We start from the raw sequence: 23,133 nt of genomic DNA, 5'->3' as shown, positions 1-23,133 counted from the left end.
GAATCTACTTCGAACGAAGCGTCGTGCAGGGAGGATCTGTCGTGATTGCCGCGAGCTCCTGTCGATCTGGACCGGCCGACGAAGGGAGAACCCGAGGCACATAGGGAATTGCAGCAAAGGTGCGCCCGGGGCCCCTCGGACCTGCGCTGAGCCCGGAGCACCGTGCCCGGATTCGGCGGCGCGGCGCCCGGGCAGCGCAAGCGCCGTCGACGCGGCCCTCCGTAGGTTCGCCATGGCGCCCTGCCCGTGCGGGCGGAGCGAGGCGGACAGCCTTCGTCCGACAGAATCAGGAGATTCATTGATGACCAGCGCTTGGAGATTCGTCGCGCGCTCGGGCGCACGGCGAAGGGCCCTGGAGCGCGCGAAACAGGCCGCGTCCGCGCCCGGACGAGACACGCGTCAGCGCATGAGATGGAGCCCCGCGCGCTCGTCGTGGGGCGGCGCGCCGACGGGAGGTGTCACGCCCGCGCCTTCACCCGCTTTGTCTTCTTCTTCTCCTGCCGCTCCAGGAGCCGCAGCACCGCCACGGACCTGTCGACGAGCAGGTAGCGCTCTCCCCCTGCCCGCGCCGGCACCGTGCGCGCCGGCTCCGCGGCCGTGCGGGTGTCGATGAGCACCTCCCACCGCTCGCCGAACTCGATCGCTGGCAGCACGAACTCGAACGGCGAATGGTTCGCGTTGATGAGCACGAGCAGCGTGTCACCCACGATCGGCTCGCCGCGCGGGCCCATCGACCAGAGGGCGTCGCCCCCGAGCAGATAGCCTATCGCCCTCGCGTTCGGGTGCGTCCAGTCCTCCGCGTTCATCTCGGCGCCGTCGGGGCGGAACCACACGACGTCCTTCAGCCCGCTGCCGTGCACGTAGCCGCCCGAGAAGAACGTCCGCCGGCGCAGCACCGGCTGGCTGCGCCGCAGGGCGATGAGGCGGCAGGTGAACTCGAAGAGCTCTTTCCGCCGCTCGTCGAGATCCCAGTCGTGCCACGACATCTCGTTGTCCTGGCAGTAAGCGTTGTTGTTGCCGAGCTGCGTCTTGCCGATCTCGTCGCCGGCGTTGATCATCGGCACCCCCTGCGAGAGGAGCAGCGTCGCGAGGAGGTTGCGCTTCTGGCGCTCGCGCAGCTCGACGACCGCCGGGTCGCACGAGGGGCCCTCGACCCCGTGGTTGTAGCTGTGGTTGTTGTTCGTGCCGTCCCGGTTCCCCTCGCCGTTTGCCTCGTTGTGCTTCTCGTTGTACGATACGAGATCGTTCAGCGTGAAGCCGTCGTGCGCCGTCACGAAGTTGACGCTCGCGTACGGCCGGCGCCCGCTCGACGCGAACAGATCGCTCGACCCGGTGAGCCGGTAGCCGAGGTCGGCCGCGAGCAGATCCCCCTTCCAGAAGCGGCGGACCGAGTCGCGGTAGCGATCGTTCCACTCCGTCCAGAGGACGGGGAAGTTGGCGACCTGATAGCCGCCCTCGCCCACGTCCCACGGCTCGGCGATGAGCTTCGTGCGCGAGAGGACCGGGTCCTGGTGGATGATGTCGAAGAACGAGCTCAGCCGGTCGAAGTCGTGGTGGCCGCGGGCGAGCGCCGACGCGAGGTCGAAGCGGAAGCCGTCGACGTGCATCTCGGTCACCCAGTACCGCAGGCTGTCCATCACCAGCTGGAGCGTCTGGTAATGACGCGTGTTCATCGTGTTCCCGCAGCCCGTGAAGTCCATGTAGTAGCGCGGGTTGTGCGGCACGAGCCGGTAGTAGCTCCAGTTGTCGATCCCCTTCAGGGAGAGCGTCGGGCCGAGGTGGTTGCCCTCCGCTGTGTGGTTGTAGACGACGTCGAGGATCACCTCGATGCCGGCGGCGTGGAGCGCCTTCACCATCGCCTTGAACTCGGTCACCTGCTGGCCGAGCCGCCCGCTCGCTGAGTAGCGGCCGGCGGGCGCGAAGTACGAGAGCGTGTTGTAGCCCCAGTAGTTGATCTGCCCGCGCTCCCAGATCTCGCGCTCGCTCGCCATCTCGTGCACGGGGAGCAGCTCGAGCGCGGTGACGCCGAGCTTCTTGAAGTGGGCGATCGCCGCCTCGGAGGCGAGCCCCGCGTAGCTGCCGCGCAGGTGCGCGGGGACGCCGGGGTGCCGCTGGGTGAACCCCTTGACGTGCACCTCGTAGATGATCGTGTCCTGCCAGCGCGTCGCCGGCGGCCGGTCCCCGTCCCACGCGAAGCGGTGGTCGACGACGACCGATTTCGGCGCGCCCCAGGCGCTGTCGCGGTGGCAGATCTCGAGGTCGTCGAGCGGGAGCGGCGGCGCGAGCGGGGGCGGCGGCGAGGACGCGCACTCCTTCCCGCGCGCCTCGGCGCCGCGGCGATCGCTCGCCGTCTTTCCCGCGCGCCCGCCCTCGCCCTTCTCGGCCGCCGCGCCGTCGCGGCCCGCCGCCTCCTTGGGCCGGCCGGCGCCGCCCTCGCCGCGCTCGGGCGGCCCTCCGCGGTCGTAGGCGTAGAGCGGCGCCTTCCAGTTCGGCTCGCCGGAGAGCGCGTACGCGTACGGATCGACGAGGAGCTTCGCCGGGTTGAAGCGGTGCCCGGAGCGCGGATCGTAGGGCCCGTGCACCCGGTAGCCGTAGAGCTGGCCGGGCTTGAGCCCCGGCACGTACCCATGGAAGACGTGGGCCGTTCGCTCGGGGAGCTCGATGCGCTCACGCTCCACGACATCGTCGACGGCCTCGAAGAGGCAGAGCTCGACCTTCGTGGCGGACTGAGAAAACAGCGTGAAATTGACCCCCTCGCCGTCATAAACGGCGCCGAGGGGGGTCGGCGTGCCGGGCCATATGCGTCTGGTCATCGGAAAAACCTGTGGAGCCGCCCTATTCGCGAAATCGGCGCCGCTGTCGAGGCACAAGCGCCCGCGGCTCGATTTTTCGCTCCCGGGGCCCGGATCCACGCAGCGCAGGCTACGCCAGCTCACCGGTCGGGCGCCGCCCTCGGGCGGCGCCCGCTCGCGGACCGGGCGCCGCCTTCCGCGCTGCCCGGCCCGACGCGGAGCGGCGCGCCGGCAGGCGGCAACGACGCGGCGGCGCCGGGGCGGCTCGACGGAGCAGAAGGAGCATCGCCAAGCGCGCGACCCGGGATAGACTCCGCCCCGAACGCCTGGAGCCAAGCGAAAAACGCCCATGTCTTCCCCCTCTGCCGAACATCAGTCCCAGGGCTCGTCCCCGAGCTCGCCACCTCCCTCCGGCGCGCGCCGCCGCATCTCCGGCGTGACGGTGCCGCTCTTCTCGCTGCGCAGCGATCGCTCGTGGGGCATCGGCGAGATCGGTGATCTCCCCGAGTTCGCCGCGTGGATGCGCGCCGCGGGGCTTCGCCTCGTGCAGCTCTTGCCGCTCGGCGAGGTGGCGGGCGGCGAGACGTCGCCGTACATGGCGCTCTCCGCGTTCGGCATCGATCCGATGTTCATCTCGCTCTCGGCCGTGCCCGAGCTCCCGGCGGAGCTCCACGGCGAGGCGCTCGGCGACGACATGGCGGCGCTCGATCGCGCGAGGACGAGCGCGCGCGTCGACTACGATCTCGTGCGCCGCGTGAAGGGGCGGGCGCTGCGCTTCGCCTTCGACAGGTTCGAGCGGGAGCACCACGCGAAGCAGACGCCGCGCGCGGCCGAGCTGGCCGCGTTCGTGAAGCGGCAGTCGGACTGGCTGCCCGACTACGCGCAGTTCCGCGCGTTCAAGGACGGCTTCAACGGCGTCGCGTGGTGGGACTGGCCCGAGGAGATCCGCGAGCGGAGGCCGGAGGCGCTCGTGAAGCTGCGGCAGGAGCGCGCGCGGGACATCCTCTATTACGAGTACGTCCAGTGGCTCGCGCACGCGCAGTGGGAGGCGGCGCGCGCGGATCTCCGGGACAAGGGGGTGGAGATCATGGGCGATCTCCCGTTCATGGTGGCGCGCGACAGCGCCGACGTGTGGGCGCATCAGGGCGAGTTCCGGCACGACAGGTCGGTCGGCGCCCCGCCCGACCAGTTCGACACGGAGGGCCAGAACTGGGGGCTTCCGCCGTATTTCTGGTCCCGGATGCGCGAGACCGACTTCGCGTGGCTGAGGCGGCGCTGCCGCTACACCGGGCTGCTCTGCGACCGGTTCCGGATCGATCACCTGGTCGGCTTCTACCGGACGTACATCTTCCCGGAGCGCGGGAGCCAGGGCCAGGGGGGCGAGCGGCCCAGGGCGACGTTCGATCCGGCGGAGGAGCCGGAGCAGCGCGAGCACGGCGAGCGCGTGGTGCGGGCGATGATCGCGGGGGCGGCGGAGACCGGGGCGCAGCTCGTGGCGGAGGATCTCGGCGCGGTGCCGCCGTGGGTCCGGGCGTCGCTGACCGAGCTCGGCGTGCCGGGCTACAAGGTGCTGATCTGGGAGAAGGACGACGTGAGGTTCCGCAATCCGGCGGAGTACCCGGCGCTCTCGGTCGCGTGCTTCGGGACGCACGACACCGACTCGGTGGTGGCGTGGTGGGAGTCGCGGGACGACCGGGAGCGCGCTGGGGTGCTCGATCTGCCGCAGCTCTCGCCGCGGCGGCAGGAGCTAGGGCGGGAGTTCACGAAGGAGACGCACCGCGCGCTGCTCGACCTCATCCACGGGTCGAAGAGCGAGCTCGTGCTGCTGCTCGTGCAGGACGTGCTCGCGACGCGCGAGCGGATCAACACGCCGGGGACCGTGGGGCCGGAGAACTGGTCGCTGCGGTTGCCGGCGGCGCCGGCACAGATGGCTCGGGATCCCGAGGTGCGGGCTGCGCTCGAGCGGGTGCGGGAGAGCATCCAGGCGAGCGGGCGTGGCTGAGCGCTGAGCCGAGCTGCCCGTGACTGAAGCACGCGGCCCTCGCCGGCGTGCGGCATCACTGCAAATCCATTGACCCGCTGTAAGTCCCAGTCCGCCCCGCGCGCCGGCGGTTGGGGAGCCCACGCAGACTGACTCGCTGCGTCGCGGCGGCACGTTTCACGAGCTCGTGAAGTACATGCCGCCGAAACATTCCGGAAAACTGGCCTCTTTTACCTTCGCGGTCGAGGAGGCCACCAGTGAACGAAATCAACGCCTCGGACACCACCTGGCTCCTGGTCTCGTCGGCAATGGTACTGCTGATGACGCCAGCGCTGGCCCTGTTTTACGGGGGCATGGTCCGAACCAAGAACACGCTCAGCACATACATGCACAGCTTCTTCGCCATGGGTATCGTGACCCTGGCGTGGGTGACCATCGGGTACTCGATGGCGTTCGCCGAATCCAAGGGCGGGTTGATTGGCGGCCTCGATTACGCGTTCCTGAACGGCGTAGGCACCGATCCGCGCGAGGGGATGACGGTGCCTCATCTCCTGTTCATGGTGTTCCAGCTGATGTTCGCCATCATCACGCCGGCGTTGATCTCGGGCGCCTACGCCGAACGCATCAAGTTCTCGTCGTACGTGGTGTTCACGCTGCTGTGGTCGCTCGTGGTCTACAGCCCCATCTGTCACTGGGTGTGGAACCCGGGCGGGTGGCTCCTGTCGCGCGGCGCGCTCGACTTCGCGGGCGGCACCGTTGTGCACCTCGCCTCGGGCGCGAGCGCGCTCGTGATGGCGATCATGATCGGCAAGCGCAAGGGGTACCCGACGCGCAAGATCGTGCCGCACAACCTCACCATGACGCTGCTCGGCGCCGGCATGCTGTGGTTCGGCTGGTTCGGCTTCAACGGCGGCTCCGCGCTCGCCGCGAACGGGCTCGCGGTGGTGGCGTTCGTGAACACGCACATCGCGGCGGCCATCGGCGCGCTCGCCTGGGCGCTCATCGAGGGCGTGCGCTTCGGCAAGCCGTCGCTCCTCGGCGTGGCGTCGGGGCTCGTGGCGGGGCTCGTCGCCATCACGCCGGCCGCGGGCTTCGTCGGGCCGATGGCGTCTGTCGCGATCGGGCTCGCGGCGGGCGCTGTGTGCTACGGCGCGGTGATGATGAAGGGCAAGCTGGGCTATGACGACAGCCTGGACGCCTTCGGCATCCACGGCGTGGGCGGTCTGCTCGGCGCGCTGCTCACCGGCGTGTTCGCCTCCAAGGTGTGGAATCCGGCCGGCCAGGACGGCCTCATCAAGGGCAACTCGGCGCTGCTCGTCGAGCAGGCGATCGCGGTCGGGGTCGCGGCGGCGTACGCGGCGGCGGTCACCTTCGTGCTCGTGAAGGGCATCAACGCGGTGATGGGCTTCCGGGTCGACGACGAGACGGAAGACGAGGGCCTCGACGGCGCCCTCCACGGCGAGGAGGCCTACTCGCTCGGCGAGGGCGGCGCCCACGCCGTGGAGTCGACGCCGCCGGCCTCCCCCGTGCCCTCTGGGTCGCCGGTCCTCGCGCGCGAAGGCGCCTGATCCAGCGCAGCGGAAGCGCGCCCGCGAGGGCCGCCTGGCACGAGCCGGGCGGCCTTCGCCGTTTTGTCCCCCGCCCTTCTGGCGCGGGCGTCGCGCGGCGCGAGCGCGTCACCTGCACGCGAAGAGAGGCTCGCCGGTCTCGCGGCAGCGCTGCTCGCACGTGATCTTGGCGCACCCGCAGCGGCGCAGCGCACCGCGCTCGCCGGCGCGCTGATCGCAGTCGTCGCTGAGGCCGCGGCACTCGGCCTCGCAGCGCGCGAGCTGAGCAGGCGACGGCGTGCAGTCGATGACCTCCTGTCGCCCGGCGGCGTCACCGCCGCTGCACAGCGCGATCGACGCGACCTGCTCGAGGAGCGGGATGCGCCCTCCCGTCAGGCACTGCGCGTGCGGCTCGCAGACGTGGTCCCGCAGCACCGCCATCACGCGAACGCGCTGCCCCTCCAGCGCTCGCCAGCCGGGGCCGAGCCAGCGCTCGGCGTCCTCCCGCGACATGATCCTCCCGGCGATGAGCGGCTGCTCGCCCTTCGTGAGCGTCAGCGTGCCGACCCAGCGCTCCTGCGGGGACGTCTCGCCAGGTCGCTCACCCTCCACCGGCGGAGACGCCGGCGGCGTGCCGGCGGGCGCGGAGCTCGCCGCCGGCGCCGCCGAGGCGACCTGCGCCGCGGGCGCCGTCGAGGCGGCCCGGGCCCCTCGCGCCGGCGCAGCGGGCGCGCTCTCCGCGCAGCCCATCGCCCCGGCGCAGCACGCGCCGGCCAGCGCCCCGCAGAGCCACAGCCGAGCTCGCGCCGCGGTGGGATTGCGCCGCGAGGCGCGCACCGAGATCGAAGGAGGCACGCGCCATTCTACCACGCGTCCCTCCGGCAGCGGGCCCGCGCGCCGTCCGCGACGGCCGGGCGCCGTGCCGCGTCAGCTCGCGGCGCGCAGCCACTGCCGGGAGAGCTCGAGCACGCGCGCGTTCTCGGGGATCTCGCCGAGGAAGCTCCGGCGGTGCGCCGCCGGCAGCCTCTCTGCCCGCGCGAGCAGCCGCTCGCGCGCGCCGGCGATGACCGCGGACGCCCCCTCGCGGTCGCTCGCGGCGTGGAGCGCCTCCGCATGGACGAGGTGGGCGAACGTGCTCTTGTACCCGGACGCGCCCCAGCGCTCGTGCGCCGCCACGACCTCCGCCGCCCGATACCGGCTCTCCTTGCGGCGAACGATCACCTCCCCGTCGCAGAGCTCCGAGAGCACGTCGCGCGCAGCGGGGCACGCCTCCGCGCTCCCGAGGAGCGCCGCGACGCCGCCCCGCCAGAAGACGTCGCCGAACACGCTCGCCGCGCGCAGCACCTTCCGCGCCTCGCCGTCGAGCGCCGCGAGCCGCGCCTGGACCATCGCCAGCACCGTCTCCGGCAGCACCTCGCCCTTGCGCTCCGCCACAGCGCGGATCAGCTCCTCCAGATAGAACGCGTGGCGTCCGCGCGCACCACGTGCCGCACGATGCCCGGCTTGGAGAGCTCCGACAGGAGCCTTGCCTCCCGCTCGAATCGCGCCTCTCGTGCCCGGCAATCACGCTGGCAGCCGACATGCACGTTCATGACGTGCTCATGTCCAGACATGTCTACACCAAGCGTGGAGCGAGCATAGAAGAGCTGCTCGATCCCATAGCGAATCGATGACTGCTACGCTTCGCTTCGCGGCGGCCATGTCGCCCTCCACGCGGCGGAGCGCACGACGTTGCCCCGCGCGCTCGTGCTCTCGTGGCGCGCCCCCCGCAGCGGGCTCCGCCTCGCTCACCGCGGCGCCGCCGGCACTCCATCCCACGCGCACGCCCGCGGCCTTCCTGTCGCGCGCGCACGCCAGGCGAATCGCGCTCGCCGCCCGGCGCGCGTCAGCGCGCGGAGGGCCGGGGCACTCGTCGCCTTGCCGGCATCCACGCCTCGTCCGGGAGCCTTCCCCACCCGGGGCTCCTCGTGTACACGCGGGGGAAGCAAACCAGCAACGGCGCCCGTAATTCCTGTGAGTTGTGAGCCACCCGCGTGTACACGAGCCCCGAACCGTTTGGCGACTGAGCTAGCATTCTCTCCGTCATGGCGCGCCGCCCCCGACGAAGTCGCCCCTTCCCCCGCAGCGAGCCCGAGCAGCCGGCGCGAAGGGAGGCGGCGGTGAGCCGCGCGCCGGCCCTGCTACGTGCGCTCGTGTCGGTCCTCGGCGCCTGCGCTGCGCTCCCGCCGGCCGGGGCGCGGGCGGAGGAGTGCGACCGCGCCGCCGCGGACGTGTCGTGGGTGCGCCTCGCGGGCGCGGAGGTGCAGTGCCCCTCGGCGTCCCGGTTTCGCGCCGAGATCTCGCGGCGGCTCGGCCGCGAGATCGTCACCACGGGCAAGGTCGCCTCGATCGAGGCCGTGGTGCAAGGGCAGCCCGGCGCCTGGTCGGCCACGATCCGGACCCAGCTGTGCGACGGCGCCCCGCCGACCGTCCGCGAGTTCTCCGATCACGGCCTGAGCTGCGACGGGATCGTCGCCGCCGCGGCCGTGCACATCATGCTCACCACCGATCCCGAGGCCGGCCTCGCCCCCCCGGCCGACGCCCCCCCGCCGCCGGTCGCCGAGGCGCCGCCGAGCCCTCCGCCCCCGGCCGCCGTGCGTCCGCCGAGCCCTCCGGAGGCCGTGCGGTCGCCGGAGCCGCCGTTCCCCTGGCCGGCGGAGACCCGGGCAGCGCCGCCGCCGGCCGAGGGCCCGCCGCCCGCGGAGATCTCGGTCGCCTGGCGCGGGTTCGCGTCCGTGGGCATCGTCCCCTCGCCCGGGGCCGGCGTCGCCCTGTCGGGCGAGTGGTCGATCCTGCCGCGGTGGACCCTCGAGACGGGGGCGCTCTGGCTCCCGGAGCAGCACGCGACCCGGCGGACGTTCGCCTTCGGCCTCACGGCGGGCTGGCTCGGCGGGTGCCTGGAGATGGTCCGGAGCCGATCGCTCGTCTTCGGGCTCTGCGGCCGGGTGGTGGCGGGCGCCATCTACGCCGTCATCTACGGGGACGAGCAGATCACCCCGACGATCCTGCCGACCGACGTCGGCTCGCGGGCGTGGCTCAGCCTCGGGGCGGGCACCCGGCTCGGCGTCCGCATCGTCGGGCCGCTGCGGCTCGAGACAGGGATCGACCTCTTCGTTCCGATGACACGGTACAGCTTCCAGCTGCAGGACGGGCAGCCGGCGGGCTTCCAGCAGCCGGCCGTCGCCGGCGCGGCGTTCGGGGGTGTCGGGGTCACGTTTTGATGAAGGATCCCCCGGCTGCCGGCATCCACCAGAGCGTGGAGCAATGCTTACAAGCCGAGGTCCTGGGCGACGCCAGGCAGCCGCCACGGAGCCTCGTCGCCCTGCACGCCGAGCACGGCGGATTCGTCTGGGCCACCCTGCAGCGGTTCGGCATCCAGCATCCGGACCTGGAAGATGCCTTCCAGGACGTCTTCATCGTCGTCCAGCGGCGCCTCCCGTCGTTCGACTGGGCCTGCCCCATCACGACCTGGCTCTTCGCCATCTGCCGCCGCGTCGCCGCCTCGCACCGCCGCCGCGCGCACACGCGCCGGGAGCGGCTCGGCGAGGTGGTGGACGACGTGCCGGACTCCGCGCGCGGCCCGGAAGAGATCACCTCCCAACGTCAGGCGGGATTGCAGCTCGATGGCATCCTCGAGGCCATGGATCTCGATCGAAGAGCCGTGTTTGTCATGTTCGAGATCGAAGAGATGCCCTGCAACGAGATCGCGAGCCTGGTCGGCGTCCCCGTCGGGACCGTATACTCGCGGCTCCACGCAGCACGAAAAGAGTTCGCGACGCTGCTGAAGAAGAGCGGGGCCGAGCGCGCAAGCAGGGAGGCCAGATGAGCGACCCGAAGCGATGGAACCAGGAAGGTGGCGGCGCCCCGCTGGGAGCCCGCGAGCTCCTCCTCGCCGCCGCGCGCCCGCGCTCGATGACCGCCGCCGAGCTCGCGCGCACCGCGGCCCGGGTGGCGCCGCTCGGGACGACCGCGGGCGCCGGTGCGACGGTGCCGATGTGGATCAAGGGGATCTTCCTCGCGGTGGGCCTCGGCGCCGGCGGGGCCGGGCTCCACGTCGCCCTCGACGAGGGCCGGAGCGCCGCCGCGTCGGTCGCGCCGCCCCCGTCGCTGACGGACCTGCCGCTGGAGCAGCTGTTCTCGAGCGCGCGGGGCGGCGTCCCCGCCGCGGCGCCGGCGCCCGACGCGCCGCCGCCTGCGGCCGCGGCGTCGCAGCCGGCCGCAGCCGCCGCCCGCCGCGAGGCGCCGCGCCCCCCCCGGCTGGCCGCGCCCGCGCCCGCGCCCGAGGCGATCGTCGCGGTGGACAACGACGATCTGGTCCGCGAGTCGAACCTCGTCGACAGGTCGAGGGCCGCGCTCGCGCAGGACCCGGAGGCCGCCCTGGCCGCGCTCGACAGACACCAGACCGACTTCCCGAAGGGGCGGCTCGCGGAGGAGCGGGAGTTCATCGCGATCCGCGCGCTGATGCGCCTCGGGCGCGCCGACGAGGCGCGGGCGCGCGCGGCGGCGTTCGTCGCGCGCTACCCGTCGAGCTCCTTCGCCGAGCCGGTGCGCCGGATCGTGAGCGCGGCGCCGTGAGCCCGTGACGCCGGCAGGCCGGGCGGCCGGAAAACGACGCGACCCCCTCACGATTCCGTGAAGGACCGGCGGGCTCGGCAGCATTCACGGGAAGGGAACCCCTGCGGGCCCACGGGCCGCACGACCGGCCCCGCGGTGTTCGATCCAGGGTTCCGGGACGAGCCGGGGGTCAACCTCGCGATCCCGTACACCGTCCCCATGAGCTTGATCGGTTCGTAAACAGTACTAAGTTCCAGCCCGCGTTCACGGGCAGCTGCTCCGGGCGATGAAAGCGCCGGAGCGCCTCGTCGCGGGCCGTACTCGACGGGCCGGTGCTCCCACGCTCGCAGTGCCGGCGTCGGCCGCGGCGAGGCGTACCCCTGCGGGCGCGCGCTGGCTCCGTCTCTTCGCGGGCCGACGCACGCGCTCACCCGCGATCGTCGAGCTCGGCCCGCACCTTCATCCGCCATCCGCGAGCGCGCGCTCTGCAGCGCGGCTCCGTCGTTGTTTGTCGTCATCGTTTTCAGGAGGTTTCATGTTCTCCAGGTCGTCGAGTTCGAGCATTTCGGTGCGCTCTCATTCTGGTTCTGCCCCCGCCGGGGCGTGGCGGAGGGCGCGGCGCGCCGCGCTGGTTTCGCTCGCGATGCTGCCGGTCTCCTGCGCGGACATCGCGCCGGGGGACGGCGAGCCGGCCGATCACGCGGAGGGCGAGGCTGCGTCCGCCGCCCAGGCGCTCACCCTGCCGTTCGCCATCGAGGGGCGAAAGTCGCTCGTCGTCACGAACGCCGACATCCTCAGCGCCTTCACGCTGAAGGACGCGCTCCAGCAGCTCATCGATCAGGCGGGCGTCAGCATGACGCCCCTCCAGCTGTTCCGGCAGCTCATGGACACGAACCGGAAGGCCGCGGACGGGCTCGGCCTCGGCCCGAGCTGCGATGACGTGGTGATCCCCGGCTCGGACGGGGCCATCAACGGCTGGCCGATCGACTGCCCCCGTGCCGTGGGCTTCGAGGCCGACAGGGATCCTTTCGCCGACGAGACGGCCGACAACGCGTACGTCGCCACGACCCTGTCGAACCGCTTCGACCTCGCCCCGCCGGACGGCGCCAACTGCGGTGAATACCGCGTGGTCTTCGCGAGGCGCTCGGGCATGACGCCGGGCGCGTTCCAGCTGCGCAACTTCATCATCTTCGAGGCCCGGTTGCCGAACCCGACGCCGAGCCTCGGCCGGGAAGGCTGCCGCCCGGTCGCCGATTTCTGGTACGGCCTGTCGGATCCGACAAAGAGCCTGGCGACCCGGAGGGACGCGCTGCACGACTTCTACTTCGAGGGCCTGTCCGGGTTCGAGCCCGTCATTCACATCGATCATTACGGCCAGAACGCAGGGCCGTACGGCGGCCAGATCCGGACCAACGAGTTCCTCTTCGCCCCCGAGGTCGTCGGGGATCCGCCCGTGCCCTTCACGACCTGGAACCTGCGGGAGTTCAGGCTCCTGCACGGCGGCTCCGGGAGCAGCGCCACGCTGGTCGTGACCCCGTCCTTCGTGAAGGACACCCCGGCCGCGCCGCTCTTCGATCCCGCCTCGACCGACGCGCGCGCCGTCGCCTTCCGGAGCACGTCGTTCCCCGCCCTTGTGGAGCGGCTCGCCGCGGCGGACGACATCAACCGCTTCGCCTTCGAGCCGAGCTACCCGACGACCATGAACGCCGGGGAGAGCCAGATGATCGGCCTGCAGAACAACTACTTCGCGACGTTCGGCAGCGGGCCCTCGGCGCTCAGGACCAGCATCCAGAGCGAGCTCACCGCCATGGGCAGCCGCTCACGCCGGACCAGATCGTCGGGCGCGCGTTCTCGCTCTCGTGCAGCGGGTGCCATGAGCCCATCGGCGACGCCACGGGCTCGCCGACGGTCGATCTCGACCTCGGCACGACGAAGACGCTCGCCAAGACGAGCCCGTTCATCCAGACGACCGAGCAGCTCGAGAGCGACCCCATCGAGGGCGGCCAGCGCTTCATCATCTCGGAGGCCCTCACCGACCTGTTCATCCCGTTCCGGAAGGACGTGATGGCCGACTTCCTCCTCAACAACCCGATCCTCGGGTTCGAGGAGCCGGGCGCGTGGACCTCGACGCAGGCGCAGCTGTCGCTCCACACGGGCCGCGCGGTGGAGGGCATCGCCTCGCTCCAGGTCCAGACCCCGGCCAGCTTCAACGCGATCGTCAGCCCGAGCTTCAGCACCGCGGGCCTCACCCCGGTGGGCAACAAGATCACGCTCGACCTCTTCGTGTCCCCCATCCAGCCGGCCCCGAGCTGGGCCGGCAACATCGAGGTGCTGATCTCCATCCCGTCGGCCGGCATCGACAACCAGTGGGCCGGGAACACCTCGCTCAGCCTGGTCGCCCCGGGGTCGTTCCAGAGGATCCAGTTCGCCCCGCTCCCGACGGCGACCCTGAACGCGCTGAACGCGGCGCCGAGCGACGTGAAGCTTCAGTTCAACCTCAACGTGATCGGCAACTCGGGGCCCTACTACCTGGACAACGTCCGGTTCGAGAACTAGCCGCGAGCGCGCGTTCGTGAGGGCGAGCGCGCGCTCCTCGACAACGCCCTCCGTTCCCGCGCAGACAGGCTCCCATGCACAGGGGCCGCAGCGCCGGTCCGCCGAGAGCAATCCGTTTTAACGGACAAATATCCGTTATAGTAGACAATGGCCAGGGGCTTTGTTATGACGCGCCCATGTCTGGCATTGCCATCATCACTGGAAGTGTTTCCGCGCGCTCGAAGACCGCCGCGCTGGCTGCCCGCATCGCGGCGCGGCTCGGGCGCGAGGGGTTTCGCGTCACCCTCCTCCACGTCCGCGACCTCCCCGCCGAGGACCTCCTCTTCGGCCGCGTCGACTCCCCCGCCGTGGCGGACGCGGCGCGGATCGTCGCCGAGGCGGCCGGGGTCGTCATCGCGACCCCCATCTACAAGGCCTCGTACACGGGCGTGCTCAAGGCGTTCCTCGACCTCTTGCCGCAGTTCGGGCTCGCGGGGAAGGCCGTGCTGCCGCTCGCGACGGGCGGGACCCTCGCGCACGTGCTCGCCATCGACTACGGGCTCCGCCCGGTCCTCCAGTCGCTCGGCGCGCGGCACGTGCTCGCAGGGCTGTTCCTCCTCGACAAGGCGCTGCGGCTCGGCGAGGACGGGCAGCTCGACATCGACGACGAGCTCGGGAGCAAGCTGGAGGAGATCGTGAGGCCCTTCATCGACAGCGTGCTCCGCGAAGGCCTCGCGCTCCCGGCGCGCGAGGTGGCCGCCTGAGATCCCCGCGCGGGGCGCGCCGCCGGCGCGGGCGCCCCGCGCAGCGCGGCGCCGCGACCGGCTCAGCTCTGCGACCGCTGGGGGAGGATGTCGTTGGCGATCACCTCGCCGAACGGCCCCGTGAGGTTGGGGCGGACATCGGGCCCCTTCCGCTCGATGGAGAGCCGCGGAAAGAGCAGCTCGGCGACGCGATAGGCCTCCTCGAGGTGCGGATACCCCGACAGGATGAACGTGTCGATCCCGAGCGCGGCGTACTCTCGCATGCGGCGCGCGACCGTCTCCGGATCGCCCACGAGCGCCGTGCCGGCGCCGCCGCGCACGAGCCCGACGCCGGCCCAGAGGTTCGGGCTGATCTCGAGCGCCTCGCGCCGCCCGCTGTGCAGCGCCGCCATGCGCCGCTGGCCCTCGGAGTCGAAGCGCGAGAACGCCTGCTGCGCCGCGGCGATGGCGCGGTCGTCCAGGTGCCGGATGAGGTCGTTCGCGGCGGCCCACGCCGCCTCGGCGGTCTCGCGGACGATGGCGTGCAGGCGGATCCCGAAGCGCACCTCGCGCCCCTCGGCGGCCGCGCGGCGGCGGACGTCCGCGATCTTCTCGGCCACGGCGGCCGGCGGCTCGCCCCAGGTCAGGTAGACGTCGTGGTGGCGCGCCGCCAGGGCGTGCCCCGCGGGCGACGACCCGCCGATGTAGAGCGGCGGGTGCGGCGCCTGGATCGGGGGATAGAGGATCTTCGCCCCCTTGACGCGCAGGTGCTTGCCCTCGAAGTCGACCGTCTCGCCGGCCATGACGCGGCGCCAGATGGTGAGGAACTCGTCGGTCACCGCATAGCGCTCGTCGTGGCCGAGAAAGACGCCATCGCCCTCGGCCTCCGCGGGATCGCCGCCGGTCACAACGTTGAGCAGCAGGCGGCCGCCCGACAGGCGGTCGACCGTGGACGCCATGCGGGCAGCCCACGTGGGAGAGACGATCCCCGGCCGCAGCGCGACGAGGAACCGGAGCCGCTGCGTGAGCGGGATCATCGCCGACGCGATCGCCCAGGCATCCTCGCAGGACCTCCCCGTGGGGAGCAGCACGCCGTGATAGCCGAGGTCGTCGGCGGCCTGCGCGATCTGACGAAGGTAAGAGAGCGAGACGGGGCGCGCCCCCTCGGCGGTGCCGAGATAGCGGCCATCACCGTGCGTCGGGAGAAACCAGAAGACGTTCATGAAAACATGGGCTCCTCGCCCGTGGCTCGCCGGGCCGGAGGCCCGCAAGCACGTCTCGCGCCGCAGCCGTGAGCGATGGATCTCCGCGCGAGCGCCGGCCGCCACCTGAAGCTGCGCGCCCCGGGCCGCTGCCGTTGCTGCTCCAGCAGCACCCCGCACGCAGCGCTTGCTGCTGGAGCAGCAACCCCGGACAGGCTCCATCACGAACCCCGGCGGCCCTCTTCGTCGTCCGGACGGTGGACCATGGCGACGCGCCGGGCGGATCGCCTTACGATGCGCGCATGTCCAGCAAGCAACCCGTGCTCCCTCCGGCCCCGCTCGAAGCGCGGGCGGGCCGGGCGAGCCGCGCCCTCGACGCGCTCGAGAGGGCGGGCAACAAACTCCCCGATCCCGCGCTGCTCTTCGTCGTGCTCGCCGCCGCGGTCGTGGTCCTGTCCGCGGCGCTCGCGCCGCTCCAGTTCAGCGAGATCGACCCGAGGACGAAGCAGCCGCTCCAGGTCCAGAGCCAGCTCTCGGGCAAGGCCGTCACCGAGTTCCTCGCGAGCATGGTCCCGACGTTCACGGGCTTCCATCCGCTCGGCGTGGTGCTCGTCGCCTTGCTCGGCGTCGGCATCGCCGAGCACTCGGGGTTCATCAACGCCGGTCTGAAGAAGCTCCTCGCGATCACCCCGAGGGTGCTGCTCACGCCGATGGTGATCGTCGTGGCCATCATCAGCCACACAGCGGCCGACGCGGGCTACGTGCTCGTCATCCCGCTCGCCGCCGTCATCTTCCAGGCCGCTGGCCGGCACCCGCTCGCGGGCATCTCCGCGGCGTTCGCGGGCGTCTCGGGGGGCTTCAGCGCCAATTTCATCCCTTCCAGCCTCGACCCGCTGCTGCAGGGCCTGACCCAGGCCGGCGCCGGCATCCTCGATCCGAAGCGCACCGTCAACCCGCTCTGCAACTGGTTCTTCTGCAGCGCCTCCTGCCTGCTGGTCGTCGGGCTCGGCTGGTTCATCACCGACCGTGTGATCGAGCCGCGCCTCGCCCGCACGCCCGTCGACGCCGCGCCGGAGCAGGAGCCGCGCGTGGCGGACCTCACGCAGCGCGAGGCGCGCGCGCTCTGGGCGGGGCTCGCGGCGATGGCGCTGTGCGTCGCCCTGCTCGTCGCCGCGAGCGCGCCCGCGTCGTCGCCCCTGCGCGCGCCGGGCGGTCAACTGACGAGCAGCACGGCGCCGCTCATGACGGCGATCGTGCCGCTCATCTTCCTGTTCTTTCTGATCCCCGGGATCGTCTACGGCTACACGGCGGGCACGTTCACGAGCCACCGCGACGTGATCGGCGGGATGAGCAAGACGATGGGCACCATGGCCTATTACCTGGTCATGGCCTTCTTCGCCGCGCAGTTCATCTACCTGTTCAACAAGTCGAACCTCGGCGCGCTCCTGGCGCTCAAGGGCGCTGCGACGCTGCAGGCCATGGCGCTCCCGAGCACGGTGACCATCGTGGGCATCATCCTCCTCACCGGGACGGTGAACCTCCTCATCGGCTCCGCGTCGGCGAAATGGGCGCTGCTCGCGCCGATCTTCGTGCCCATGCTCATGTCGCTCGGCATCTCGCCGGAGCTCACCCAGGCGGCCTATCGCGTCGGCGACTCGACAACGAACATCATCACGCCGCTCATGGTGTATTTCCCCCTGGTGGTGGTGTTCTGCCAGAAGTACGTGAAGGGCACCGGGATTGGCACGCTCATGGCGCTGATGCTGCCTTACTCCGTGACGTTCCTCGTCGCGTGGAGCCTGTTCCTCCTCGCCTACTGGCAGCTCGGGCTCCCGCTCGGGCTGGACGCGCCCTACGTCTATCCCTGATCGCCTGCGCTCCCCGCCGCGGAGCCCGGGCCGCGCCGCGCGCTCACGGAGGAGAGGGAGCGAGCGACATCCACCCACCGCGGCGCCCTCGGTGCGCCTCGTCCAGGCCGAGATCTCGACGAGCGCGCACCAATTGCGTGCCCTGCGCGACCAAGGCGCATGCGATGCGGCCTCAGCCGTGAGATCCTCTCGTGTGCTCGCGTATTTACGCGACGGCGCGCGGCGTGCAAGCGCGGACATTGTGCAGGGCCGGACGGCAAAGCGAGGAGGGTGTTCGTATGAGCTCAATGCATCGCGGTGCGGCAGGGAACGCTGTCGTGGTGTCCTCGGCGCCCCCCATGACCGGCGGCGACGCGCCGGTCGTTCATGACGCAAGGGGGCGAGTGCCCTCCGACAAGGATGCCGAGCCACCACCCTCCGTCGCCGGCGCGCTGACCGCCACGGCGGCGGCCGAGGGCGCTGAGCGCTCGGAGTCCTGGGGTCTCTGCGGCGCGCTGCTCGCCATCGCCATCGGCTGGCTCGCCTGGTCTCTACCGTCACCGAACGCCCGCGACGTGCTGCTCGTCGCCTTCTGCTTGATGCTCGTCACGCTCGAGTACCGCCGGGCCGGAGCGCGGTTCCGGAAGGCGATCGTCGCGGCCGCGGGGGCGCGCGGCCTGCCGGCCGGCGAGGCGGCGCGCGAGGCGGCGCGGCTGGACGCGGCCTTCCACGCGGCCCGCGCCGCGGATCGGGACGAGACGGGCGCTGACGCAGAGCGCCGCTGAGCCGCGTCATGCCGGCAGAGCGCCGCTGAGCCGCGTCACCCGCCGGCGACGCTCGACGCGTCGGGGATCACGGGCACGATTCCCCCGGCGTCGATCCCCTCGTCTCTCCGGGCTCGCGCGTCGAGCCGGGCTGCCCGCAGCGCGCGCGCCAGCCGCCTCCCACGTCGCGCTCGCGGAACTCGGGGCGCAGCTCGCTGCGCGCGTCGGCCGCGAGCAGCTCGCACGGGTCGAAGTAATGCGACGTCCGGGCCTGCGCGGCGATGGGCGGCAGCGCTCCGATGAACTCCGGCACCCCGGGGCAGCGATGATGCCAGAGGGCATAGCGGTCCGGGACCTCGCCGAAGCACAGCACCTCCTTGACCCCACCGTTGCAGTTCGTGCTCACGACGAGCACCGGGCCCGGCAGCGGCGCGAAGCGATCGACCCGGATGACCACGTCGTGGTGGAACTCGCCTTGCGTCCAGTGCGCCAGGACGTCGAACTCGCCATGTCGATCCCGGACCTCCTGCAGCAGCGAACCAAGATCCATGGCATCGGCGAGAGCTTGAACACACGCGTTCATCATGGCGCACGCTCCTTCAAGGCAGGATTTGCTTACGTTGTAGCACAGCGCCCGCTCGGCTCCAGGACGTGAGCTGCACGACTCCCCGCGAGGCGCACGCAGCGGCGAGACGACACGACTTCGCTGAAATGGACGGGGAGATGGCCATCGTTCAGGCCTCGTCGCGACCCCGGCGAGGCGTGGCCTCGTGGGCCGCCGGCGCCGATTGCGGCTGGCGGACACGCCCTCATTCCATGAGATACTCGAGCCCCGATGACACCGGGGGAGCGCTTGGGGGCGCGCTACACGATCGAGCGGCAGGCCGGGAAGGGCGGCCTCGGCACCATTTATCGCGCACGCGACGACGCGAGCGGCGCGCCGGTGGCCATCAAGGTCCTCAGGGAGCCGACCGACGAGAAGCGCAGCCGGTTCGCCCGCGAGGCGCGCGCGCTGGCCGGCCTGTCGCACCCGTGCATCGTCCAGTACGTCGCCCACGGGACGACGCCGGACGGCGAGCTCTACCTCGTGATGGAGTGGCTCGAGGGGGAAGACCTCGGGGCGCGGCTCTCCCGGGGCCGGATGGAGCCGATCGCCGCGCTCAGGCTCCTTTTGCGGGTGGCCGAGGGGCTCGCGTTCGCGCACGCGCAGGGCGTCGTCCACCGCGACGTCAAGCCCCAGAACCTCTTCCTCCCGGGCGGCGAGATCGAGCGGGCGACCCTCGTCGACTTCGGCCTCGCGCGCCTCGAGGACGCGACGTCCTCGCTGACGCGCACCGGCGCGACGGTGGGCACGCCGTCGTTCATGGCGCCCGAGCAGGTGGTCGGCGAAGGCGAGATCGACGCCCGCGCCGACATCTACTCGCTCGGGTGCGTCCTGTTCACCTGCCTGACCGGCCGGCCGCCCTTCGCCGCGTCGCACCCGCTCGCCCTGCTGGCCAGGGTGGTCTTCGAGGAGGCCCCGCGCCCGAGCGCGCTGGTGCCCGGGCTCCCGCGGGAGCTCGACGCCTTCGTGACGCGGCTGCTCGCCAAGCGGCCGGAGGAGCGCCCCGCCGCGCGGGCCGTCCTCGACGAGCTGCGCGCGCTCGCCGAGCGCGTCGCCGAGTCGTCCTCGAGCGCGCCCACGTCGGCCGCCGGCCTGACGCGCCGCGAGCGGCGCCTCGTCAGCGTGATCCTCGCGTCCGACGCGGCCGGCGGCCGGATCCCCGCGCGCTTCGACTCCGGCGAGATCACCGCCTCGCTCAGCGACGCCCCGCTGCTCAGCACGCTCTTCGACACGTCGCAGGCGCTCCGGCAGGTCGCCGCCCGGCACGGCGCGCAGCTCGAGCTGCTCCGGGACGGCTCCCTCGCGACCGTCCTCTCCGGCGCGGGCTCGCCGACGGATCTCGCGGTGAACGCCGCGCGCTGCGCCCTCGCCCTCCGCGACCTCCTGCCCCGCGCGCGCGTGGCGCTCGCGACCGGCTGGGACGAGCTCGAGAAGACGCAGCCGATGGGGCAGGTCATCGACCGCGCGAGCGCGCTGCTCGCGGCGAGCTCGGCCGACGCGGTCCCCGTCCTCCTCGACCGGATGACCGCGGATCTCCTGGGCGACCGCTTCGAGGTGGCCCTCGACGGCGCGGGGCTCGCGCTCGTCGGCGAGCTCGAGCCCGCCGACGAGGCGCGCATGCTGCTGGGCAAGCCGACGCGGTGCGTGGGGCGGGAGCGCGAGCTGCTCCTCCTCCAGGCGACCTTCGACGAGTGCGTGGCCGAGTCCGAGGCCCGCGCGGTGCTGGTCACGGCGGAGGCCGGCGTGGGCAAGTCGCGCCTGCGCCACGAGCTCGTGCGGCGCCTCGGCGCGCGCGGCGAGCCCTTCGAGCTCTGGATCGCGCGCGGCGATCCGATGCGGGTGGGCGCGCCGTTCGGCCTGCTCGGCCAGGTGGTCCGCCGCGCCGCGCGGCTGCTCGACGGCGAGCCGCTCGACGCGCGGCGGCAGAAGCTCGCCGCGCGCGTGGCGGTGAACGTCGCCGAGCCGCTGCGGCGGCAGGTCGCCGAGTTCCTGGGCGAGATGGCGGGCACGCCCTTCCCGGCGGACGAGAGCGTGCTGCTCCGGGCGGCGCGGCAGGACGCGAAGCTCATGGGCGACCAGATGCAGGCCGCGTGGGTGGAGCTCGCGCGCGCCGAGTCCCGGGCGCGGCCGCTCCTGCTCGTGCTGGAGGACCTGCACTGGGGCGACCGGCCCACGGTCGAGTACATCGACGCGGCGCTCCGGGTCCTCGAGGGCGAGCGGCTGATGGTGCTGGCGCTCGCGCGCCCCGAGGTGCGCGAGGCCTTCCCGGACCTGTGGAGCAAGCGGGCGCTGACGGATCTGCGGCTGACGGCGCTCGCGCGGAGGACGTGCGAGAAGCTCGTCGGCGAGGCGCTCGGGGGGCTCGACGCCGAGGGCGTCGCGCGGATAGTCGACCGCTCGGGGGGCAACGCGTTCTTCCTGGAGGAGCTCGTGCGCGCCGCGGCGGAGGGCCACGGCGGCGGCGTCCCGGAGACGGTGCTGGCGATGATGCAGTCGCGCCTGGAGGGGCAGGCGCCGGACGCGCGGCGGGTGCTGCGCGCGGGCAGCGTGCTCGGGGGCGCGTTCTGGCGCGGCGCGGCGGGCGCGCTGCTCGGGGCCGGGGCGAGCGAGGCGCACCTCGACGCGTGCCTGGCGGAGCTCGCGCGGAGCGAGCTCATCACGCGCGTGCACGAGTCGACGTTCCAGGGCGAGGTGGAGTACGCCTTCCGGCACGCGCTCGTGCGCGACGCGGCCTACGAGATGCTGACCGAGGAGGACCGGCGGCTCGGCCACCGCCTCGCGGGCGCGTGGCTGGCCGAGGCCGGCGAGACCGACGCCATGGTCCTCGCCACGCACTTCGAGCGCGGCGGCGAGCTCGAGCGCGCGATCGGCTGCTACCGCCGGGCGGCCGAGCAGGCGCTCGGCGGCAACGACTACGCGGCGGCGATCGAGCGCGCCGAGCGCGCGCTCGCGTGCGGCGCGGCCGGCGAGGCGCTCGGCGAGATCGAGACGGTCCAGGCGGAGGCGTACCAGTACCGGGGCGAGAGCGCGGCGGCCGAGCTGCACGCGACGAGGGCGATGTCGGCGCTGCCCGAGGGGGGCGCGCCGTGGTGCCGCGCGGCGTGCGTGGCGCTCTGGGCCTCCCACCTGGTGGGGCGCGAGGACGGCGTCGTCGCGCTCGCCAGGGCGCTGTGCGCGCGGTGGTCGGCGGAGGCGACGACCGGGCCCGAGCTCATCGCCATGGCGCAGGCGGCCATGGTCCTGCTCTACAAGAAGGGCCAGAGCGAGGAGACGGAGGCGCTGTCGTCGCGCATCGACGCGTCCTTCGCGCGCTTCGAGCACGACCCGACCGTGAGCGCGCCGGTCCTGCGCCTGCGCACGCATTGCGCGATCCTGGCCGGGGACGTCGGCACCGCCCGGGAGCTCGGCGAGGTGTCGATCCGCACCTTCGAGGCGGCGGGCGACGTGCGCGGCGCCTGCGGCGCGCGCGGCAACGCTGGCCACTTCTGCAACGAGCTCGGCGCGTACGCCGACGCCGCGCGCCTGCTCCGCGCAGCGATCGCCGACGCGGAGCGGCTCGGCCTGCTGTACATGGTGGCGTTCGCCAAGGAGAACCTCGGCCGAACGCTCAGCTACCTCGGCGAGCTCGACGAGGCGCGCGCCCTGCTGGACGACGCGCTCCGGTCGTTCGTGGCCTCGGGCGACCGGCGCATGGAGGGGGGCACCTACGTCTACCTCGCGGACGTGGTTCGCCTCGCGGGGGATCTCGCTCGCGCCGAGGCGGAGGCGCGCCGCGGCTGCGAGCTCCTGGCGGATGTCCCGCCGCTCATCCCGTGCGCTCTGGGCACGCTCGCGGGGGTGCTGCTCGCCGCGGGGCGCGCCGCCGAGGCGCTCGAAGCCGCGAACCGGGCCGCGGAGCTCGCCGCCCCGATCATCGCCTCGCAGGGCCACCTCGAGGAGGGCGAGTCGCAGATCTACCTGGTGCGCGCGGAGGCCCTCGAGGCGTGCGGCGCGCACGGGGAGGCCCGCGCCGCGATCGCCACCGCCCGCGGCCGGCTGCTGGAGCGGGCGGCGCGGATCGCGGACCCCGCGTGGCGGGCAGGATTCCTGGAGAACGTGCACGATCACGCCCGCACGCGCGCGCTCGCCCGCGCGTGGCTGGGCGAGCGCGACGAGCGCGACGGCGCCTCGATCGGGTAAGCGCTGCGGTCGAGGGCCGCCTTCACGGCAGGCCTGCGGGAAGTCCAGCCGCTCTCCCGGAGAGGGCTGGACCGGGTGAGGTCTTCACCTATGCCGCGAACGCTGCCGCGTGCTCCCGGGCCCACTGCGCGAACGTGCGGGCCGGCCGCCCGGTCACCTGCGCGACGGTCGGGACGACGGTGGTGCCGATTTCCGGTGTGTTCCCGGCGCGGAAGTGCCGGAACGACGCGCGCAGGCAGCACCACGCCGCGACGATCTGCTTGCCATCGTAGTAGGCGATCTGGACCGGCCAGACGTCGCGCTCGGAGCTGTGCCCCGACTCGCTCTGGTAGCGCATCGCGAGCGC

16 protein-coding genes and 1 pseudogene are annotated in these 23,133 nt (G+C 72.6%); 11 read left to right on the top strand and 6 right to left on the bottom strand.

Annotated features, from left to right (window positions below; translation table 11 throughout):
* Positions 1-458: 458 nt before the first annotated feature.
* Positions 459-2,813, bottom strand: coding sequence for a glycogen debranching protein GlgX (gene glgX / locus WMF17_RS12000; RefSeq protein ID WP_437602175.1), 2,355 nt, complete (start codon positions 2,811-2,813; stop codon positions 459-461).
* A 328-nt stretch (positions 2,814-3,141) separates the two neighbouring features.
* Here glgX and WMF17_RS11995 point away from each other — a divergent pair, with 328 nt between their 5' ends.
* Complete coding sequence (locus tag WMF17_RS11995; RefSeq protein ID WP_437602174.1) at positions 3,142-4,794, top strand: 4-alpha-glucanotransferase; 1,653 nt, start codon at positions 3,142-3,144, stop codon at positions 4,792-4,794.
* A gap of 236 nt (positions 4,795-5,030) precedes the next feature.
* Positions 5,031-6,341, top strand: coding sequence for an ammonium transporter (locus WMF17_RS11990; protein ID WP_437602173.1), 1,311 nt, complete (start codon positions 5,031-5,033; stop codon positions 6,339-6,341).
* A gap of 108 nt (positions 6,342-6,449) precedes the next feature.
* Here WMF17_RS11990 and WMF17_RS11985 read toward each other — a convergent pair whose 3' ends face one another.
* Together WMF17_RS11985 and WMF17_RS11980 are read right to left on the bottom strand one after the other, a co-directional pair.
* Positions 6,450-7,175: a hypothetical protein gene (locus WMF17_RS11985; protein WP_437649505.1), complete on the bottom strand. Its 726-nt coding sequence runs from the start codon at positions 7,173-7,175 to the stop codon at positions 6,450-6,452.
* A gap of 72 nt (positions 7,176-7,247) precedes the next feature.
* The gene (locus WMF17_RS11980) at positions 7,248-7,754 is read right to left on the bottom strand and encodes a hypothetical protein (protein WP_437649504.1); all 507 of its coding nucleotides are present in this window, start codon (positions 7,752-7,754) and stop codon (positions 7,248-7,250) included.
* A 725-nt stretch (positions 7,755-8,479) separates the two neighbouring features.
* Between WMF17_RS11980 and WMF17_RS11975 the strand changes: the two genes are divergently transcribed.
* The 6 genes from WMF17_RS11975 (at position 8,480) to ssuE (ending at position 14,212) form a co-directional block, all read left to right on the top strand.
* Positions 8,480-9,580, top strand: coding sequence for a hypothetical protein (locus WMF17_RS11975; protein ID WP_437649502.1), 1,101 nt, complete (start codon positions 8,480-8,482; stop codon positions 9,578-9,580).
* The gene (locus WMF17_RS11970) at positions 9,580-10,185 is read left to right on the top strand and encodes an RNA polymerase sigma factor (protein ID WP_437602169.1); all 606 of its coding nucleotides are present in this window, start codon (positions 9,580-9,582) and stop codon (positions 10,183-10,185) included. Before WMF17_RS11975 ends, WMF17_RS11970 begins: the two co-directional genes overlap by 1 nt.
* Positions 10,182-10,934: a hypothetical protein gene (locus tag WMF17_RS11965; RefSeq protein ID WP_437602168.1), complete on the top strand. Its 753-nt coding sequence runs from the start codon at positions 10,182-10,184 to the stop codon at positions 10,932-10,934. Before WMF17_RS11970 ends, WMF17_RS11965 begins: the two co-directional genes overlap by 4 nt.
* A 622-nt stretch (positions 10,935-11,556) precedes the next feature.
* A complete protein-coding gene (locus WMF17_RS11960; protein ID WP_437649500.1) occupies positions 11,557-12,978 on the top strand; it encodes a hypothetical protein in 1,422 nt (473 codons plus the stop codon).
* Positions 12,978-13,469, top strand: a complete 492-nt coding sequence (locus WMF17_RS11955; protein WP_437649498.1) for a hypothetical protein — start codon at positions 12,978-12,980, stop codon at positions 13,467-13,469. The genes WMF17_RS11960 and WMF17_RS11955 overlap by 1 nt, the downstream gene beginning before the upstream one ends.
* A gap of 176 nt (positions 13,470-13,645) precedes the next feature.
* On the top strand, positions 13,646-14,212 hold the full coding sequence (gene ssuE, locus WMF17_RS11950; RefSeq protein WP_437602166.1) for an NADPH-dependent FMN reductase: 567 nt from the start codon (positions 13,646-13,648) through the stop codon (positions 14,210-14,212).
* A gap of 62 nt (positions 14,213-14,274) precedes the next feature.
* Here ssuE and ssuD read toward each other — a convergent pair whose 3' ends face one another.
* Positions 14,275-15,414 (bottom strand): FMNH2-dependent alkanesulfonate monooxygenase, encoded by a 1,140-nt coding sequence (gene ssuD / locus WMF17_RS11945; RefSeq protein WP_437602165.1) that lies wholly within the window; start codon positions 15,412-15,414, stop codon positions 14,275-14,277.
* Positions 15,415-15,695: 281 nt separating this feature from the next.
* On the opposite strand from ssuD, the gene WMF17_RS11940 reads away from it, so the two are divergent.
* Complete coding sequence (locus WMF17_RS11940; RefSeq protein WP_437602164.1) at positions 15,696-17,261, top strand: AbgT family transporter; 1,566 nt, start codon at positions 15,696-15,698, stop codon at positions 17,259-17,261.
* 278 nt (positions 17,262-17,539) lie between these two features.
* A complete protein-coding gene (locus WMF17_RS11935; protein WP_437649496.1) occupies positions 17,540-18,025 on the top strand; it encodes a hypothetical protein in 486 nt (161 codons plus the stop codon).
* A 67-nt stretch (positions 18,026-18,092) separates the two neighbouring features.
* Here the strand turns inward: WMF17_RS11935 and WMF17_RS11930 are convergent, their stop codons facing one another.
* Entirely contained in the window at positions 18,093-18,554 is a 462-nt protein-coding gene (locus WMF17_RS11930) for a hypothetical protein (RefSeq protein ID WP_437649494.1), read from the bottom strand.
* 285 nt (positions 18,555-18,839) lie between these two features.
* Here WMF17_RS11930 and WMF17_RS11925 point away from each other — a divergent pair, with 285 nt between their 5' ends.
* The gene (locus WMF17_RS11925; protein WP_437649493.1) at positions 18,840-22,787 is read left to right on the top strand and encodes a protein kinase domain-containing protein; all 3,948 of its coding nucleotides are present in this window, start codon (positions 18,840-18,842) and stop codon (positions 22,785-22,787) included.
* 88 nt (positions 22,788-22,875) lie between these two features.
* On the opposite strand, the pseudogene WMF17_RS11920 reads toward WMF17_RS11925, so the two are convergent.
* Positions 22,876-23,088, bottom strand: a pseudogene (locus WMF17_RS11920) (helix-turn-helix transcriptional regulator); the annotation flags it as partial.
* Positions 23,089-23,133: the final 45 nt, after the last annotated feature.

Origin of the sequence: Sorangium sp. So ce362 (genome assembly GCF_051519845.1) — a bacterium.
Taxonomy (GTDB): Bacteria; Myxococcota_A; Polyangia; order Polyangiales; family Polyangiaceae; genus Sorangium.
This window is presented reverse-complemented; position numbering and strand designations above follow the sequence as displayed.

Excerpts from the sequence above, each read along its gene's own strand:
- WMF17_RS11970 (WP_437602169.1), top strand. The coding sequence starts at position 9,580 with ATGAAGGATCCCCCGGCTGCCGGCATCCACCAGAGCGTGGAGCAATGC.
- ssuD (WP_437602165.1), bottom strand. The coding sequence starts at position 15,414 with ATGAACGTCTTCTGGTTTCTCCCGACGCACGGTGATGGCCGCTATCTC.
- WMF17_RS11960 (WP_437649500.1), top strand. The coding sequence starts at position 11,557 with ATGCTGCCGGTCTCCTGCGCGGACATCGCGCCGGGGGACGGCGAGCCG.
- WMF17_RS11995 (WP_437602174.1), top strand. The coding sequence starts at position 3,142 with ATGTCTTCCCCCTCTGCCGAACATCAGTCCCAGGGCTCGTCCCCGAGC.
- WMF17_RS11935 (WP_437649496.1), top strand. The coding sequence starts at position 17,540 with ATGAGCTCAATGCATCGCGGTGCGGCAGGGAACGCTGTCGTGGTGTCC.
- WMF17_RS11955 (WP_437649498.1), top strand. The coding sequence starts at position 12,978 with ATGGCCGACTTCCTCCTCAACAACCCGATCCTCGGGTTCGAGGAGCCG.
- ssuE (WP_437602166.1), top strand. The coding sequence starts at position 13,646 with ATGTCTGGCATTGCCATCATCACTGGAAGTGTTTCCGCGCGCTCGAAG.
- WMF17_RS11930 (WP_437649494.1), bottom strand. The coding sequence starts at position 18,554 with ATGGATCTTGGTTCGCTGCTGCAGGAGGTCCGGGATCGACATGGCGAG.
- WMF17_RS11925 (WP_437649493.1), top strand. The coding sequence starts at position 18,840 with ATGACACCGGGGGAGCGCTTGGGGGCGCGCTACACGATCGAGCGGCAG.
- WMF17_RS11965 (WP_437602168.1), top strand. The coding sequence starts at position 10,182 with ATGAGCGACCCGAAGCGATGGAACCAGGAAGGTGGCGGCGCCCCGCTG.
- WMF17_RS11940 (WP_437602164.1), top strand. The coding sequence starts at position 15,696 with ATGTCCAGCAAGCAACCCGTGCTCCCTCCGGCCCCGCTCGAAGCGCGG.
- glgX (WP_437602175.1), bottom strand. The coding sequence starts at position 2,813 with ATGACCAGACGCATATGGCCCGGCACGCCGACCCCCCTCGGCGCCGTT.